Source organism: Oceanobacillus sp. M65 (genome assembly GCF_052246275.1).
GTDB classification, from domain to species: domain Bacteria; phylum Bacillota; class Bacilli; order Bacillales; family Amphibacillaceae; genus Oceanobacillus_B; species Oceanobacillus_B jordanicus.
Genome location: NZ_JBQQCJ010000001.1, coordinates 988858 through 1005473 on the forward strand (window position 1 = coordinate 988858; position 16616 = coordinate 1005473).

A 16616-nucleotide genomic window follows, 5' to 3' on the forward strand; every position below is an offset into this window, starting at 1 on the left:
TTGGCGATGAATAATTTTACTAAGTTTTTACTGAAATATGCAAAGTTAGCAGTGCATTAATTAAGTAATAAGGTTTACTTTAGTAAAATAAGGTATATTATATTTGTTGAATAGATTCTCTTTAAAGACAAGAAAAGTAGGTGAACAAAGTGGGGAAATATCAATTGGATTACAAAGGTCAGGCAGCTGTGACAAAGTTTCATGAAAAACAGACGCCTGCCAAATTTGATAAAAAGAAGCAACTTGAAAAAATACGTGCGGAGTATTTGAAAAAGAAGCAAAAACAAACAGATAAATAATATGAATGAAAACATAGGAAGAATAAAATCTCCCTATGTTTTTTTATTCGAAGTTCTTTTTTCAATTGATGATAGAGATTATTATTCCATAAATTTCAGATTCGGTGACTTGGCTTAGGTAGCTGAATAAAAAAATAAGTCTCGACCTTTTCAGCAAGATACTTTCTCAACAACCCCACTCAAAGAAAGACAGGGGATAAGTGCTTTACATCCATAAGGGAGGTTGTTGAAGCAACCTTGAAGTAACTGGTGCTTTAGTTTAAGAAGAAAATGGTTATCCAATAACAAAGGAGCTTGTTAATTCAAGCTCCTTCTTTTGTATTGCGACCTTTTTGCGATTTTAGTTGTGATTTCCTTTGGATTTACTATGATGTATAGCTTAGCGGACCTCATAATGGACCCCGTTACAGGAAATCAGCACACCTTATCATTTCTACCTATGGACGATATACTTATCCTTTTGTATTTGCTGCCTGTACCGTTTGTTGTGCATTGTAGTAGTTTTTTGCCATTTCCACTGCGTCTATTGCGTCGATATAGCCCCACAGGTCATCGAACATTGGATGAGAGGTTGCTTTTAAAATGCTTTTCACGTCATTTGGACTAAGATTCGGATTGGCTTCAAGCATTAATGCCACAACACCTGCACAAATTGGTGTTGCCATAGATGTTCCGGATAACTGAATGTAGTTTTCGTCGACAATCTGTTCTGGAAGCTGGTACTCTAGTGCAGAGTCAGGAGAGAGAAGAGATATGATGTCTGTACCTGGAGCATAAATATCAGGTTTCACAAAAGAATCAATGGTCGGTCCTCTGCTAGAGTAGTCTGCGATTACATCATCGGATCGTTCAAGTGTATCCTGGTCATAGGCTGATCCGACTGTAATGATAAACGGGTCAATAGCAGGGGTACCAATCGTTGTGGGGGCTGGTCCGCTGTTACCAGCAGCTGCACAAACAACAATACCATGATGCCATGCTTGCTGCGCAGCAATCGCTAATGGGTCGTCCCTAAACGATTCATATGCTGTCGCTCCAAGAGATAAGGAGATGACTTTAATATTAAGTTCGTCTTTTTTGTCTATACACCATTCTATCCCTTCAATGATAGTGGACAACCTTCCGCTCCCTTGTTCATCCAAAACCTTCACACTTACAATGGTAGCTTCTGGAGCTGGACCTGAATATTGTCCATTGGAGAGTTGGCCGTTACCCGCAGCATCTCCAGCGCAATGTGTTCCATGGCCATTATCGTCATAGGTATCCTCCCGGTCATTAACAAGGTCTTTAAAAGCTACAATTCGATTCTTCAAGTCTTCATGTGGGTGCACACCTGTATCAATAACAGCGATGGAAACATTTTTACCCTTTACGCTGTGTTCCTTCCAAACATTCGTAGCACGAATATGATTACTTGCTATATCAAGATAAGCTGTTACAATTCGATCATGAAAGATACGGTCCACAGCATTATGATCCTTAATTTGTTTAATCTTCCCAGGTGTTAAATATCCCCTGATTCCATTTACAGTTGCTAACTCTTTTTCTAATTTATTATGGGATTCTTTGTTGCAGGTTTTAAGGAGGTCATCTTTTGAAACATGTTCGCAATCGGAGTTAAGGTATACAATTACCGGGATTTCTCTATTACCTGTTTCTAATGGATCATCTTTTCGATTTAATTGCAGTTGTTCCACTAACCCAGGGTCCAGCCTTTTTCCAGCTTCTTCAAACCATACTCTTTTACGGTTACTCATCGTTTCTCCTCCTCTTATTTTTTCTTTTCAATCTTAATGAATGTAAAAAACATCCAACTACTATAAATTTAACAACCTATTCGAAATAGGACAATCCGCCAACATATCTATTTTTGTCAGAAAATAGGGACTATTTATGTAGCTTATCCTTTTTATCTATTTTACATCTCTATAGAAGATCAACTGTTATACTATTATGTAATTACGTACATAAGGCTTTTCATGGCTCACTCCCTTCTTGTAAGAAAGGGGGAGAGAATGAGAGTGTTTGAAACTCTTTTGTTTATCTATACTATAATAGTCCCACCGAAATGATTTGTTCCAACGCCGACAGTCGCACGTCCTGTGCGTCGAAACTCTCTGTACCTACCGGGCTTGCACAGGATGTGCTGACTTCTACGTTGCCCCAGGAACAGGACGTGTCGGAAGTGAGTCGAAGATCCTCTGTTCTCGACGTGTCATTTTCACCGGATTTTTTGAACAACCTCTATCTGTATGAAGAAAAACCCGTTTAGTTTGCTAGAAAGTAAATAATAAACATCAAGGAGGGCAACTAATGAACAAAACAGACCGTTTGTTAGCCATCGTGCTGGAGTTACAACGTAAAGAAGTTGTACGTGCCGAAGATTTGGCAACTCGATTTGAAACAAGTGCTCGGACCATCTACCGTGACATTCAGGCGCTAAGTGAAGCAGGCGTGCCGATCATAGGTACTCCTGGGGCAGGATATTCCCTGATGGAAGGCTATTTTCTGCCGCCGATCAGTTTCACGGTACCAGAAGCCGTAAGCTTGCTGATTGGAGCGGACTTTATTGAACAACAATTTGATGATGATTATCGTGTCAGGGCACAAGTTGCCCGCGGCAAAATCGAGGTCATTCTACCGGAGAGCGTTCGCAATGAAACGTCCCGTGTACGCAAGGCTATGCGTTTGCTCATTTATGATAAACAGGTCACACCATCAAAAGAAAAAGAATATCTAGAAAAGATCCGTCGAGCGATATTAGACGAGCGAAAGATGAGCTTTCATTATGTAAAAAAACTTGCAGATTCCGATGGGAACCGCCATAGTGTTCGTACTGTTGCCCCCTATGGATTGGTGCTCGTTCAAGGATCATGGATGCTCGTGGCCCGGTGTGATCTGCGCCTAGATATTCGCCATTTCCGATTGTCCCGAATGACGGAATTGATTGATCTGGCAGAACCGTTTGAAAGACCAGCGCATTTTAACTTAAGGGAGTATACCCCTCCGGACAACCGGCATTTGCGAGTTCGTCTCCGATTTAACCAAGACATCGCAGATAAGGTGAAGGAATCAAACAATCATTACATAGAGGATATGGAAGAGCATCAGGATGGATTGCATATGGTCTTACGCGTTCGTCAACTGGACGAATTGCTGCAATGGGTGCTGGGCTGGGGAGCAAGTGTGATTGTGTTAGAGCCTGATTCATTTCGAAATTTGATTCGTGAGGAAGCCCAAAAAATTATAAAACGCTACTGACATAATGTTGTCAGTAGCGTTATTTTATAATGGAGTCAGTAAACATAAAGGGGTGAGAGATCAATGCGAAGTATGGCTTGTATCGATTAGGAGAACACCGCCATACACATCCAAGAAAATCATTCAATTCACTATGGATCAATTGAGTAGATAGGGATGGAAGGATGGTCGTAGAACCAAGTGGTTCAGTTTTTGAATGAATTTGGTTTTACAGGAAAGTTTATAACAAAATAAAGTATATATGGTATTGTTTGTTGTATCATTTATTATTGGAAGGATGAAATCTTGTGAATATTGCTTCTGTACGCATCATTACAGACGACGTGGATCGTCTAGTCAAGTTCTATGAGAAAGTCATAGGTGTATCAGCGGAGCGTCCCGCGCCCGTCTTTGCCGAACTTGTTGCCCCATCGTGCACCCTGGCGATCGGCCACTCCCAGACTGTGCCACTGTTCGGTGAAGGTTCAGCAGTAGCGGCCGCCAATCACTCTGTCATCATAGAGTTCCGTGTCCACGATGTCGATGCCGAATACGAACGTTTAATGCCGTTTATCGAGGAGTGGGTAAAGGAACCGACCACGATGCCGTGGGGGAACCGTGCTATACTGTTCCGTGATCCAGACGGCAACCTCGTTAACCTTTTCTCGCCGGTGACCGAGGAAGCGGTCAAACGATTCAGTGGTAGGGTTTGATGGACAGTTGAAATGAGTGAGAACTCAATTTGGGGAGTAGGTAACGCTTCGTAAAACATATGGCCTAGCTGGTTTAAAATGGCAAAAAACAGGAATCGTTGCCGTGCTCCTCTAATAAAATTATCTTAAAATCAAGTCTTCAGTCAACGGGCGCGATCGTCTAACAATAGTGTTCAATCATTAGGAGCTATTGTGGCATAACGAAGTCACAATAGCCCTATAATATTATTAGGGAACAGGACGTATACATTTATTCGTTAAATACATATCTACATTTAAAAAACACTGCTCAATTCTTGCTTTTTATAAAAAAGTATTGATAAAGTTCTTTCTGTGACGTTTGCTAGTTTGATTGTCGCAGTGCTGTCTTTCAATCAAAAAAATAACCACCCATAGCCTAGCCAGCAATTAGTGTGGTTATTTTTCTCGCTCTAATTTGTGAGCTGCCCCCCTTGAAGGGCTATTGCACTTATAATTGTTTGGTGCTCAAAGCTCCAAGCCGCTTTTATTATTATATTACTTTCTACTCATAGATATCCGAGTATATGTATAAAGAAAACTTTGTTTATTTCTTCTTAACAAAGAAAAACCTCTCTTTTAGGGACTTGCTTCAATTCGTACCTGCTACACTGGACGTAGAAACATTGTCCCCTTCACTAAATTTTAGGAAAGGGGATAGTTTAGAAATAAAAAGTAGATTCAAAGACATTGCAAAAAAGGGATATGGTAGATAATGGCCATTGAACTTCATTGTCCTGTGGGCATAAAAATATAGTATTGCTGATATGTACTTCCCATTTTGCAATGTGTATAGTACGATTTTAATGTAGGAAATAATATGAAACCATACATAGAAAGAAGGCATACGATGAAAAAAGGCTTACTAATTATGATAGCGCTTCCTATATTGCTGGTAGGATGTTCCAATAGTGGACCTACCGTAAAAGATACACCGGCAGAGGATTTAAGTGAGAATGCCAGCGAAGTAAAGCAAGTGTTGAAAAGAAATCTCCAAGCCATACAAGAAGAGGACATGGATGCCTATCTAGCTACACTTGTGGAAAGTGGCAGGGAAAGCACAAAGAATGAGATCGCAGGTTTCTTTGAAGACTATGATATTGAGTATGAATTGTTAGGCTTTGAGATTTTGGAAGAGGAAGAAGAGCGTATTGTCATAGAAGCTGAACAACGAGCAACTGCTACATATGTCGCAGAAGGGCTTTCCTATCGTGACCATATAGCAAGGTCAGAACAAACCTTTGTGAGAGAAGAGGGCGAGTGGCGAATAGCTGAGTCAGAGATTACGAATACCGATATAATAAAGTAGAAAGCTTATACATAAAGTAGTACGGGGTTTCACTGGCTTACACTATTTTAACCTTGTGTGGAGGTGCTCGCGTGTCAGACAAATGTGTTGCATATGCTATTTTCAGTGATAGATACTCTAGTCTTAAATTAACTTTAGCGCTTCTTTCACAAGTATTGCTGTTCACGATTTTCTGGGACATACAAAGCAAATTTGATCCGACTGGTTTATCCATCATGTTTCTTTCCGCTATCATTATTGTGTATAGGTTCTAAAAATGATGGTTTATCATGATGTAAATAAAAAGAGAGAAAAGCTTCACTTATTGGGGACGTTTGTCATTTTCGCGATGTCCGTCTATATAGCAATCTCGTAGACAAAAAGGAGGGTGAGAGATGTCAGGATCTTGGAATAGGCCAAAAATTAACTTACCTAAAACGAAAATGGAGTGGGTTGCCGACATTATTGGCTACCTCGCCTTTTTAGGCTCGGTTGTCTTTTTAATCTTTAGTTGGGGAATGCTTCCAGAAGAAGTGCCGGCACACTACAATGCTTCTGGAGAGGTTGATAGGTGGGGGTCCAAATTAGAATTACTTATTCTACCTATTGTGGGGTTGTTTACTGCATTTTTAATGCAGGTGTTTGAAAAATTCCCAGAAACGCATAATTATCCGCAAAGAATAGATGAAGAGAATGCAGCCGCATTTTATTTAAATAGACGAAAAATGGTAAATCTATTAAAGAATATTTGCTTTATCATCTTTGCTGTCATTTTAGTCCAATCCATAACAGTAGCACTCGGGTGGTCTAACGGATTTGGAGCATGGGTTTTACCCGTAATCATAGGTAGCTCATTTATCCCCATTGTGTTTGGTCTGTTGAAGCAACGTAAAATTAAATAGAGGGGTACAATATGATTATATTTCTATATAAAGAAAATGATTGCCCCCTCAATCTCCTTTAATCTGTTTCTGATTCCGCAAAGGTCTTCCCCCAGCATTACTGTTTTCCCATCCTTTATGACTCTCTGCGTTTGCTAACCTTTCCAGTCTTTGGACAAAAAATTCCCTGTGAAACCGCTGTTTAACGCTACTTCACATACTCCTTTTGTAAGGTCTACATAGTAATAAAAAATGACATATTTACAGTTTATAAAGATCTAATAGATAATAACAAGGAATTATGATAGCGTTTGCAAAAAACTTACTTATTCTGAACTAGAAAAAGGAGCAGAAAGATGAACTATTCGATCGGGATGGATATTGGTGGAACGAAAGTAGCACTTGCTATTGTGGATGAAAATGGGAATGTCAGGGAGCAAACTATTATTCCTACTGACCTGACTATAGCTCCAAAAGCCATGATCGCAGAAATTATTCAGGAAACACATGCATTAATTGAAAAATCCTCGCTCACAGAGGAAGAAATAATCGGAATTGGGATAGGCGCACCAGGGCCACTTGATAATCAAAACGGCATGATTACCTGTCCCCCAAACTTAAAAACATGGGTGGATGTTCCGATTCAAAAGTGGATCCAGCAAGCTTTTCCTTATCCGGTTCGGTTGGAAAATGATGCAAATGCTGCAGCGCTTGCGGAAAAATGGATTGGAGCTGGTCAGGAAAATGAGAATTTTATCTACATAACAGTCAGTACAGGGATCGGTGCCGGGATTGTGGCAGATGGTAGATTGCTTAATGGTCAAAAAGGCAATGCGGGGGATATTGGGCATACCGTAGTCGACCCATCATTCGGGCCATGTTCCTGTGGGCAATCTGGCTGCCTCGAATCAATTGCTTCTGGCACGGCGATTGCAAGAAGAGGATCAGTAATTATGGGAGAGAATCTAACTACAGAAGAAGTATTTGCTCTCTATGAAAAAGGGCATGAAGAAATTACCGATTTAATTGAGCGTGTTTTCCGAGTCTTAGGAGTTGCTTGTGTTAGCATGATCAACACCTTCGATACGGAGAAAATCATTATCGGTGGCGGCGTCTCCAAAGTAGGGGATGCATTGTTTCAATCTGTCCAAGGATATGTGGGACAGTTTGCACTTAATCCAACGGGGCGCCAAACGGAAATTGTACCAGCAAAATTAGAACAAAGCGCTGGTGTTGTTGGTGCAGCAGCATTATGTTTCACTACAAATGATGATATGACGAATAGTTTAGTAGAAAAATAAAATTCACCAACTATATTGGAGGTAACAAATATGAATAAAACCGTACTATTCTATGATGCAAATTTTCCACTAAATGGCAGCAGACCAAGCGACGACTTTTTTGAAACGCTCCGTTCTAATCTTACAATAGTAGATACAACGTCGTTAGAAAGAACTTTACTGGATGAGGAGGTAGATTGTTTCATAAACCTTCATGGATCCTATTTCCCAAAGAGCGCATGGCAAGCAATCTATCAGCATATGGAGAGAGGGAAGGGCTTCGTACACATTGGAGGTAGTCCTTTCCGCATTCCGTGTAATCTAGTAGATGGGGAATGGAGAACAGAGCGGGAGCAGACCGCCTATCATCAGGCACTCAATATCCACGAAACATTACCCGTCCAAGCTAAGCCAATCACGACTTTACAGCATAATGATGATATTCCATTGTTCAGTGGAAAAGAAGACTTGTTTACGATTGAAGATACGCTTAATTTTGTTTTACATGTTACCAAAACAAGTTCCATTGAAGCAGAAATGGGCTCAGTGGGCCCAATGGATGCGCGCATATATCCATTGCTAAAGGGAATTTCCAAAAGCGGTCGAGAAGTAGCGGCGCCCGCAGTATTGCTTGAAAATATGAAAGGGAAGTTTACTGGTGGACGTTGGTTGTTTATTAACCAGAAAGTCACGGAGCGATTCTGGACCAAGGACGGTGGCAAAGCGCTCATGGAATTTGCCGAGTATACCGCAAATGGCGTGACCGAAATGTCCTTAAAAACAAACTATGCTACCTATGAAGAAGGGGAGCGTCCGAGAGTTACTTTTCAAATCCAAAACTTTAACGATAGCGTTATTCCATGGACGTTAACCTACACTGTCAACAAAAGCGGGGAATCGATTTTCACGAAAACAGAGAAAGTAGAGGCATCCAGACAGTTCAGTACGAATTCCTTTCTCATCGCGATCGATTTGGAGCCTGGATTCTATCAAATTACCTGTGAGGCCAAATCTAGTAACGGGGAAGTTCGTACCCTGCATCAAGGTTTCTGGGGGATGGATAGGAAGCTCTTAACTAGTGGAGAACCGCTAAGCTGTGATCGTGATTATTTTTATAAAGATGGTCGTCCTATGCCGATTGTGGGCATGACCTATATGACGTCAGATGTTGCGCGTTATTTTCTCTTCCTACCTAACCCTCAGGTGTGGGACCGAGACATGGCGCAAATGAAACGGGCAGGGATCAATTATATTCGGACTGGGATTTGGACTGCCTGGCGAAATATGATGTTCGCTGATGGGCACATGGATGAAAATGTGCTGCGCTCAATCGATGCCTTTATTTTATGTGCTAAAAAACATGACCTGGAAGTGACGTTTTGCTTCTTTTCTTTCACACCAGAAACCTGGGATGGGGAAAATCCGTATCTTGACCCAAGAAGCGTGGAAGCACAGAAGCGGTTTATTACGGCAGTTGTCTCAAGGCATACCGAGACAACCAATATTAACTGGGATTTGATTAATGAGCCATCCATGTTTGATCCGGAACGTACATTTGCAGGACCGCGCTCGGCTCATGACAAGTACGATCGTCATGCATACAGGGAGTGGTTAAAGAATCGTCATCACTCGATTGTTGACTTGCAGGAAAAGTGGAATATGACCGCTCAGGAATTACCATCTTTTGATGCAATTGAAGCCCCTGAAGCTAGTGAAATTAATTTTGGGATAAAAGATATGTTATTTGGTAAGAAAGGCTTAAAGTGGCTGGATTATACGCTATATACAATGGCAATGCATAACCGCTGGGCTGAGGAGCTAACTAAAACGATTAAGGATCTTTCGCCAAAACAGCTTGTTACGGTTGGTCAGGACGAAGCACTTGGCTCACAGCGTCCTTCTCCATTATTCTATAGTGATGCGGTCGATTATACGACGAATCATACGTGGTGGTTGTTGGACCAATTGGTTTGGGATGGTATCTTTACGAAATCACCTACAAAACCAAACCTGGTTCAAGAGACTGGCTTGATGTATGTAGAGAATCCGAATAACCAGGCAAAGAGAAGTGAAGAAGAGTTACGCAATATTCTCGAAAGAAAGTATGCCTATTCTTTTTCTACAGGTGGGGCAGGAGCTGTTCAATGGCTCTGGAACACGAATTACTATATGAACAATGTTAATGAATCGAATATTGGTGCTATTCGGGCTGATGGAACAGAGAAGCCGGAAACAAATGTGTCCTATGACTTTGGAGCATTTGTTGAGCAAACACGAGATTTATTTGAGGAGCGGGAGCTTGAAGACATTGCGGTCATCTTCCCTTATTCCAATGATTTCTCTAATCGCAAGCTAGCGCAAGGTGCCACAATGAAGCTAACGCGGACGTTGGCTTACGATATGAATGTTCCATTTCGTGCGCTTAGTGAATACCATCTTGAGGCACTTGAAACAGCTCCTCCAAAGTTGGTCGTTATCCCAAGTGCCCATAATTTCAGCGGCAAAGCTTTAGATACCATACTGGAGGCTGTGAAAGAACAAGGTATCAGCCTGCTCTTTACAGGGCCAGTTAATCTTGATGAATATTGGCAGCATACAGGACGCCTAGAAAGTATCATCGGCAAAACCAAAGTTGGAAATATTACACGTGAGGAGTTACTAGGATTAAATGGACAACAGTATCCCGTCTCGTTTGGTGGAGAACGCATTGCCGAGGTAATGAAAGAAAAGGTTGTTGGCGACAGTCATCCTACAGAGGTAAAAGAATATTCTTACGGGAAAGGGAATTTGATCTGGTGTCCATTACCTCTCGAATTGAATGAACGCAATGAACCGATTACAGCATTATACGAGTACGTGATGCAAAAAGCTGGTGTGAAGGTAGAGCTAGAATGGCTTGAAGGAGATCTACCAGGTAACTATGGTAGGAAGCTACAATTCAAAAATGGGAACTTGTTTATCTTTGTATCAGAATGTGCGGAGGATACACAGGTTTCAGTCAAAGATGCCGTTACAGATAAGGATTACTCCTTCACACTCGAAGCAGAAAGAACCGTAATGTTCACAACAGATAAGGACGGAAAAATTACTGCCACATATCGACCAGAAGAAGTAGAGATTACAGAGTAGGAAACACTATAGTAGCAAAATAAAGAGTAGTATATAATTGTCGCTACGGAAAACACTGCGCTTTCCGTGGGCACGGCCTCAGCCTCCTCAGAAGCAAATAACGCTTCTTGCGGGGTCTTCGGACTCGTGCTGTTCCCACTGGAGTCTTCGCATTTACCTTCGCTGCAGAAAGGCGACTCCGATCTATAAAGTTGAACGAATCGGGGTGTTAGCGTCCGTTTACTCCCACTTAGATATCACGGTTTCACTTCATGTTTTGAAGTGGGAGTTTTACGGACGGTTCCACCGGTATAAATTTCAATCGCCGGACAAAGTCAAATTTCTACTTAGAAATTTAAGCTGTTGTTCGGCTTTTTATCGTATCTAAATTCTTTTGCCCCCATCCTCTTTACACATAAAAACAAACAAATTCATAAAAATTCGACAAATTCTATCAAAATTAGGTAAAATAGAAGAATAATAGATACTAAATGAGATAAGTAGGGGGTGAAAGAGCTTCGACCTCTCAGACTTTTTCGTACATAATTTTTAATGCAATAATTGGAAAGCGTTTTCCTGAGAAAAGGAAGTGACAACAATGACAACGATGAATGGGATTTTTAAGTGGTTTTATGATTTAGGCAACTGGTTAGCTAAAGTGATGTACCTTCACTTTCTTTGGATTATCTTTACGGTACTAGGTCTTGGGATCTTTGGCATATCTCCAGCAACTGCTGGATTATTTTCCGTACTACATAAGTGGTTTGATGATGACTTTGACATACCAATCTTTCAGCATTTTTACTCGGTGTACAAAACACAATTTTTTAAAGCGAATGGCTTAGGTCTTATTATTATGGGATTAGGGGCCTTTTTGTATATCGATATGAATGTTTCGAAAGACATGATTGAATCCTTCCCATTACATTTACTATTATTATTCGTAACGTTTTTGTATTCGATTACAACCATCTACCTATTTCCTGTGTTCGTTAGATATAATCTTACGTTTTTCCTATATTTTAAACAGGCGTTTTTTGTTGCGTTAGCAAGACCTTTAGAAACAATCGCTATCGCAATTAGTATGCTGCTTTTGTATTATCTATTTAGCTATCTGCCTGTCCTCCTATTCTTTATAGGGGCTTCTATGATTGCATTACCCATTATGTGGTTCGCCTATCGTGCCTGTGTGCAAATAGAAGAAAAGAAGGCAAGCTAGCGGTTTAACATTCTATTAAGGTGGGGGTGGGCAGATGTGGCGCGATAGGATTAGGTCTCGGCTTTTATATAAATATATTATTTCCTATCTGCTTGTATTTCTAGTTCCTTTTTTAATAATGAGCACGATCATTTATTATAATTCTGTATCAAGTCTCAGGCAGGAGATTGAACAATCCAATATTAATAAGTTGGAGCAGGTTGAACGTATTACGAATGAACGCATGAGCGAGTTAGAAACACTAGCGGCAAGAATTTCCTATGACCAACGATTAACGCCTTATATGATGAATCATGGTTATTACAGTAAAGAGGCAATTGATGAATTAGGTAAATACAAGGCTAACAGCTCTATCATTGAGGAATTATTTGTCTATTTTCATGATGAGGAGACGATCTATTCTACAGGTGGCTCTTATTCCATTGATGCGATGCTGGAAAAAAAGTATAGCTTTCAGGATTGGGACAAAGAGACACTTTTACATGATTTACATACCAAACTCCCATTTATCAAACCGGTTGATAATATGATCATCAATAATGAACAACGTGGGAATATGGTTGCCTATTTATTTCCGATAGCACCCAATAATCCAAACCCATTTGGTACCGTAATGTTTTTCATTGAAGAGGATACCATCGCTGATCTAATTAAGAATATTTCTGGTGAATCAGAGGGGAATGTATATATTTTAAATGAAGATAATCAAGTGATATCTTCTGTCATTAGTGATGACACGATAAAGACAGAACAATTGGATGGCTTGTCCTATGAGAAGCAAGGCGTTTCAACCGTTGAGTTAAATAATAAGGATTATTCGCTTGTCTCCATTGAATCAAACTTAAGTGGATGGAAATTTATTACCTTAATGGATACCGATCAATTCTTTAAGAGGCTAGATAATAGTACGATCTTGATCTCCGCTATTTTAGTTATCATCTTAATTATAGGATTTATACTGGCAATCATACTTGGGAAAAATCAATACAAACCGATACGGAACTTATTTGAAATCACAAAAAGAGATGGCAGGAAAAATACAGATTTAGAAGATACGAATGAATTAGAGACGATTCGTAAAACAATAACAGATGTATTTGAAGACCAGCAAATCTTGAATAAGACGATGTACTTACAGCGGCCTTTTGCTAGAGAACAGTTTTTGGTTAGACTCTTAAAAGGAGATATCCAAAATCAGGAGATCGATTCTTTATTGCATTCCTTAAATATTCAAATGGAAAGTGGACATTATTTTGTGGCCATGGTGTATTTTGAAAAAGGAACGTTTGGCGAAACAAATTTGCAGGAAAGAGAAAAGGTTTTTAGTAGCTTATCAGACATCATTTTAGAGAATGCTGTTGCCCATGGAATTGATTTATTCCATGAAGATACGATGGCTTTGGTTGTAAGTATGAACAGTAAAGATCTGAATGTTGATGAGAGACGAAAATCATTGGTGACCCATATTCAGCAATATATAGAGGAAACATCCAGCCATACACCAACAATTGGGGTGGGAGGGCTGTATGATCAAAAATCCCGAATCAATCGATCCTATATTGAGGCAGTGGCAACAATGGATTATAAATTCGCTAATCCTCAAGGTAGCCTTATATTCTTCGAAGAAATTAGTACCCATTCAGAGCAATCTCTGGGATATCCGATGGAGGAACAAATTAAGCTTGTGCAAAGTTTGAAACAGGGAGACAGGGCTGTCGCGACGGAAACACTACAAAATATGTTCCATAGCTTAGTCAATAGGGAGCATTCCATCCAGGTGCTAAAATGTATTTGCTTCGATATTATTAACACGGTGATTAAGACAATTTCGGAGATGGGATCCACAAATTATATGAAGGATATGAATCGAATTGTTGATTTTAATTCAGTCGAACAGTTACATCAAGAACTTCACACATTGATCGTAGCCGTATGTGATGAAATGGATAGTAAAAAAGAATGTCGTAATGACAAGATGGGGAACGATATCCTGGAGTATATAAATGCCAACTACAACTTATATGAACTTTCCTTAGAGAGCATAGCCATTGACGTAAAGTTGTCTGTTTCCAATCTTAGTCGATTTATTAAAGAACAAACTGGTGTTACGTTCACCCAATATGTACAGGATTTACGAATAAATGAAGTAAAGAAACAATTGAAGGAAACGGATCTTCCAATTAAGGAAATCGTGGCTCAAGTCGGCTACAAGGACGTTGCTAACTTCACCCGAAAATTCAAGAAGATCGTAGGCGTAACACCAGGCCAGTATCGCAAACTAAATAGGTGAAATAAGAAGGAGATCATGTTGAGAGACTTGGTCTCTTTTTCTTTTTTACTTTGCGAGAATAAGAGCTTTGTAAAGCGATTGTAAATAATACATAGTCCGTAAAATTGACATAGTACCGTAACAAAAAAGCCTTGTATTGTAAGCGTTTTCGGCTTTGTGAAGTGACTATCGTACAAGTCGTAACATAAATGACATATTGTGAATAATTTCAGAAAATAATAAAATGTAAGCAGTTACAACATAAACAAACGAGAAGGAGGGACAAGCGATGAATACAAGCACAGCAACATCCAGGGAGCCGGAAATTGATTCTACTCATACTAATAAAAAGAACAAGAAAATAGTTCGTTCACCGAAGAAATTACCAAAGAAAAAAACCAACAAAAAAATTCTTCAAAATTGGCAGCTATACATATTTATATTGCCAGCATTTCTATACTTTTTAATTTTCCACTATATTCCGATGTATGGGGTGCAAATTGCATTTAAGAATTTTGTTCCGACACTGGGAATCTGGGGAAGTGAATGGGTTGGTCTTGAACATTTCACTAGATTTTTTGAATCCTATTACTTTTGGGATCTCATTAAAAACACATTAGGAATTAGTGTCTACGAATTAGCTGTAGGTTTCCCACTACCTATCATTCTAGCATTAGCGCTAAATGAGGCGAAGGATGGTCTGTATAAGAGAACGGTCCAAACTGTAACCTATGCACCACATTTCATTTCCGTTGTCGTAATGGCCGGGATGATTATTGCTTTCCTTTCTCCAGCAACAGGGATTATCAATCACGCTATTCAGTTAGTTGGGTTTGAACCAATTGCCTTTATGAGTGATCCTGATTGGTTTAAGACGGTATATGTTATGTCAGGCGTCTGGCAGAGTACAGGTTGGGGGACGATTATTTACCTTGCTGCACTAGCTGGAGTGGATCCGCAACACCATGAAGCAGCAATCGTTGATGGAGCTTCCCGTTTTCAGCGGATTTGGCACATCAACATACCCGCAATTGTCCCGACAATGGTTATTCTACTAATCATGAACGTAGGGAATATCATGGCAATGGGCTTCGAAAAAATATTATTGCTTCAAAACCCGCTTAACTTGGAATCATCCAATGTAATCGCGACATTCGTGTATCAAGCTGGTTTATTGGATGCACAGTATAGCTTTGCAGCAGCGGTTGGTCTATTCAACGCCGTGATTAATGCCATCTTATTAATTACAGTTAATCAAATAGCGAAAAAGACCAGTGAGACAAGTCTATGGTAAGGAGGATTGTAAGGCTATGAGTACAGCTATAAAGGAAACAAACAAAGATAAGGTATTTAAAGTGTTTATTTTCCTTTTTCTTACTACTGCTCTGCTGATCGTTTTATATCCACTTATTTATATTATCAGTGCATCGATCAGTAACCCAGCAGCGGTAAATTCAGGAGAAATGTGGTTATTACCAAAGGATATTACATTTGAAGGATACCAAATGATCTTTCAAAACGATGCCATTTGGCGAGGGTATCTTAATACAATTTTTTATACTGCTTTCGGTACACTAATCAACCTGGCAGTAACGATACCAGCGGCTTATGCTTTATCCAGAAAGGATTTTTTTGGAAGGAATTTCTTCACTGGGATGTTTGTCCTCACCATGTTCTTTAGTGGTGGACTCATTCCGACATACTTAGTAGTAAAAAGCTTGGGACTTATCGACACAGTCTGGGCGATGGTTTTACCGAATGCAGCAGCCGTGTGGAATATCGTCATTGCTCGTGTGTTTTTCCAATCCTCTATTCCAAAAGGCTTGGAAGAGGCTGCTATTATCGATGGGGCATCTAACTTCAAAATGTTTATGAAGATAATCTTACCATTATCTGCTCCAATTATAGCTGTTATGGCATTATTTTATGGAGTAGGTCACTGGAATGGATACTTCAATGCCTTGATTTATTTATCGGACAAAGATATGTACCCACTTCAACTTGTGTTACGAGAAATACTTGTCCTTCAGGAAATGGCGTCACAAAACTCCAATATGAGTGGGAGTATGGCCGAAGCATTGCATAGTAAACAGCAGCTTGCAGCAATCATTAAATATGGCGTTATGATTGTTTCCACATTACCAGTCATTATCGTGTATCCATTCTTACAAAGGTTCTTTGTGAAGGGTGTTATGATTGGCTCCCTTAAAGGATAGTAGATATAAATATTTAAGGAGGTGGTTATCCATTCCAAATAATCTGCCTGATGACGAAACCTTAACTAGATCAAAAATTTGAAAG

At 39.8% G+C, this 16616-nt stretch carries 13 protein-coding genes; 12 read left to right on the plus strand and 1 reads right to left on the minus strand.

Translation table 11 applies throughout. From position 1 onward, the window contains the following. The first annotated feature begins 149 nt into the window (after positions 1 to 149). Positions 150 to 299 (plus strand): hypothetical protein, encoded by a 150-nt coding sequence (locus ACTWPF_RS04735; protein WP_106897670.1) that lies wholly within the window; start codon positions 150 to 152, stop codon positions 297 to 299. Between the two features lie 452 nt (positions 300 to 751). Here the strand turns inward: ACTWPF_RS04735 and ACTWPF_RS04740 are convergent, their stop codons facing one another. After that, positions 752 to 2056, minus strand: coding sequence for a S8 family peptidase (locus ACTWPF_RS04740; RefSeq protein WP_443148491.1), 1305 nt, complete (start codon positions 2054 to 2056; stop codon positions 752 to 754). Positions 2057 to 2612: 556 nt separating this feature from the next. Between ACTWPF_RS04740 and ACTWPF_RS04745 the strand changes: the two genes are divergently transcribed. The 11 genes from ACTWPF_RS04745 (at position 2613) to ACTWPF_RS04795 (ending at position 16531) form a co-directional block, all read left to right on the plus strand. Continuing rightward, a complete protein-coding gene (locus tag ACTWPF_RS04745) occupies positions 2613 to 3560 on the plus strand; it encodes a helix-turn-helix transcriptional regulator (protein ID WP_443148492.1) in 948 nt (315 codons plus the stop codon). 287 nt (positions 3561 to 3847) lie between these two features. Continuing rightward, on the plus strand, positions 3848 to 4252 hold the full coding sequence (locus ACTWPF_RS04750) for a VOC family protein (protein WP_443148493.1): 405 nt from the start codon (positions 3848 to 3850) through the stop codon (positions 4250 to 4252). Between the two features lie 868 nt (positions 4253 to 5120). Then, positions 5121 to 5579: a hypothetical protein gene (locus tag ACTWPF_RS04755; protein WP_443148494.1), complete on the plus strand. Its 459-nt coding sequence runs from the start codon at positions 5121 to 5123 to the stop codon at positions 5577 to 5579. A 71-nt stretch (positions 5580 to 5650) separates the two neighbouring features. Beyond that, complete coding sequence (locus ACTWPF_RS04760) at positions 5651 to 5833, plus strand: hypothetical protein (protein WP_443148495.1); 183 nt, start codon at positions 5651 to 5653, stop codon at positions 5831 to 5833. A gap of 120 nt (positions 5834 to 5953) precedes the next feature. Beyond that, entirely contained in the window at positions 5954 to 6460 is a 507-nt protein-coding gene (locus tag ACTWPF_RS04765) for a DUF1648 domain-containing protein (protein ID WP_443148496.1), read from the plus strand. A gap of 335 nt (positions 6461 to 6795) precedes the next feature. Then, a complete protein-coding gene (locus ACTWPF_RS04770) occupies positions 6796 to 7740 on the plus strand; it encodes an ROK family protein (protein WP_443148497.1) in 945 nt (314 codons plus the stop codon). A 30-nt stretch (positions 7741 to 7770) separates the two neighbouring features. Next, the gene (locus tag ACTWPF_RS04775) at positions 7771 to 10848 is read left to right on the plus strand and encodes a beta-galactosidase (protein WP_443148498.1); all 3078 of its coding nucleotides are present in this window, start codon (positions 7771 to 7773) and stop codon (positions 10846 to 10848) included. A gap of 577 nt (positions 10849 to 11425) precedes the next feature. Beyond that, the gene (locus ACTWPF_RS04780) at positions 11426 to 12046 is read left to right on the plus strand and encodes a YesL family protein (RefSeq protein WP_106897661.1); all 621 of its coding nucleotides are present in this window, start codon (positions 11426 to 11428) and stop codon (positions 12044 to 12046) included. Between the two features lie 34 nt (positions 12047 to 12080). Next, positions 12081 to 14336 carry a helix-turn-helix domain-containing protein gene (locus tag ACTWPF_RS04785; RefSeq protein WP_443148499.1) on the plus strand — a complete coding sequence of 752 codons (2256 nt, stop codon included), beginning with the start codon at positions 12081 to 12083 and terminating at the stop codon, positions 14334 to 14336. A gap of 268 nt (positions 14337 to 14604) precedes the next feature. Beyond that, positions 14605 to 15609: an ABC transporter permease gene (locus ACTWPF_RS04790; protein WP_443148500.1), complete on the plus strand. Its 1005-nt coding sequence runs from the start codon at positions 14605 to 14607 to the stop codon at positions 15607 to 15609. 16 nt (positions 15610 to 15625) lie between these two features. Beyond that, positions 15626 to 16531, plus strand: coding sequence for a carbohydrate ABC transporter permease (locus tag ACTWPF_RS04795; protein WP_106897658.1), 906 nt, complete (start codon positions 15626 to 15628; stop codon positions 16529 to 16531). Positions 16532 to 16616: the final 85 nt, after the last annotated feature.

Excerpts from the sequence above, each read along its gene's own strand:
- ACTWPF_RS04755 (WP_443148494.1), top strand. The coding sequence starts at position 5,121 with ATGAAAAAAGGCTTACTAATTATGATAGCGCTTCCTATATTGCTGGTA.
- ACTWPF_RS04745 (WP_443148492.1), top strand. The coding sequence starts at position 2,613 with ATGAACAAAACAGACCGTTTGTTAGCCATCGTGCTGGAGTTACAACGT.
- ACTWPF_RS04795 (WP_106897658.1), top strand. The coding sequence starts at position 15,626 with ATGAGTACAGCTATAAAGGAAACAAACAAAGATAAGGTATTTAAAGTG.
- ACTWPF_RS04790 (WP_443148500.1), top strand. The coding sequence starts at position 14,605 with ATGAATACAAGCACAGCAACATCCAGGGAGCCGGAAATTGATTCTACT.
- ACTWPF_RS04775 (WP_443148498.1), top strand. The coding sequence starts at position 7,771 with ATGAATAAAACCGTACTATTCTATGATGCAAATTTTCCACTAAATGGC.
- ACTWPF_RS04765 (WP_443148496.1), top strand. The coding sequence starts at position 5,954 with ATGTCAGGATCTTGGAATAGGCCAAAAATTAACTTACCTAAAACGAAA.
- ACTWPF_RS04740 (WP_443148491.1), bottom strand. The coding sequence starts at position 2,056 with ATGAGTAACCGTAAAAGAGTATGGTTTGAAGAAGCTGGAAAAAGGCTG.
- ACTWPF_RS04770 (WP_443148497.1), top strand. The coding sequence starts at position 6,796 with ATGAACTATTCGATCGGGATGGATATTGGTGGAACGAAAGTAGCACTT.
- ACTWPF_RS04785 (WP_443148499.1), top strand. The coding sequence starts at position 12,081 with ATGTGGCGCGATAGGATTAGGTCTCGGCTTTTATATAAATATATTATT.
- ACTWPF_RS04780 (WP_106897661.1), top strand. The coding sequence starts at position 11,426 with ATGACAACGATGAATGGGATTTTTAAGTGGTTTTATGATTTAGGCAAC.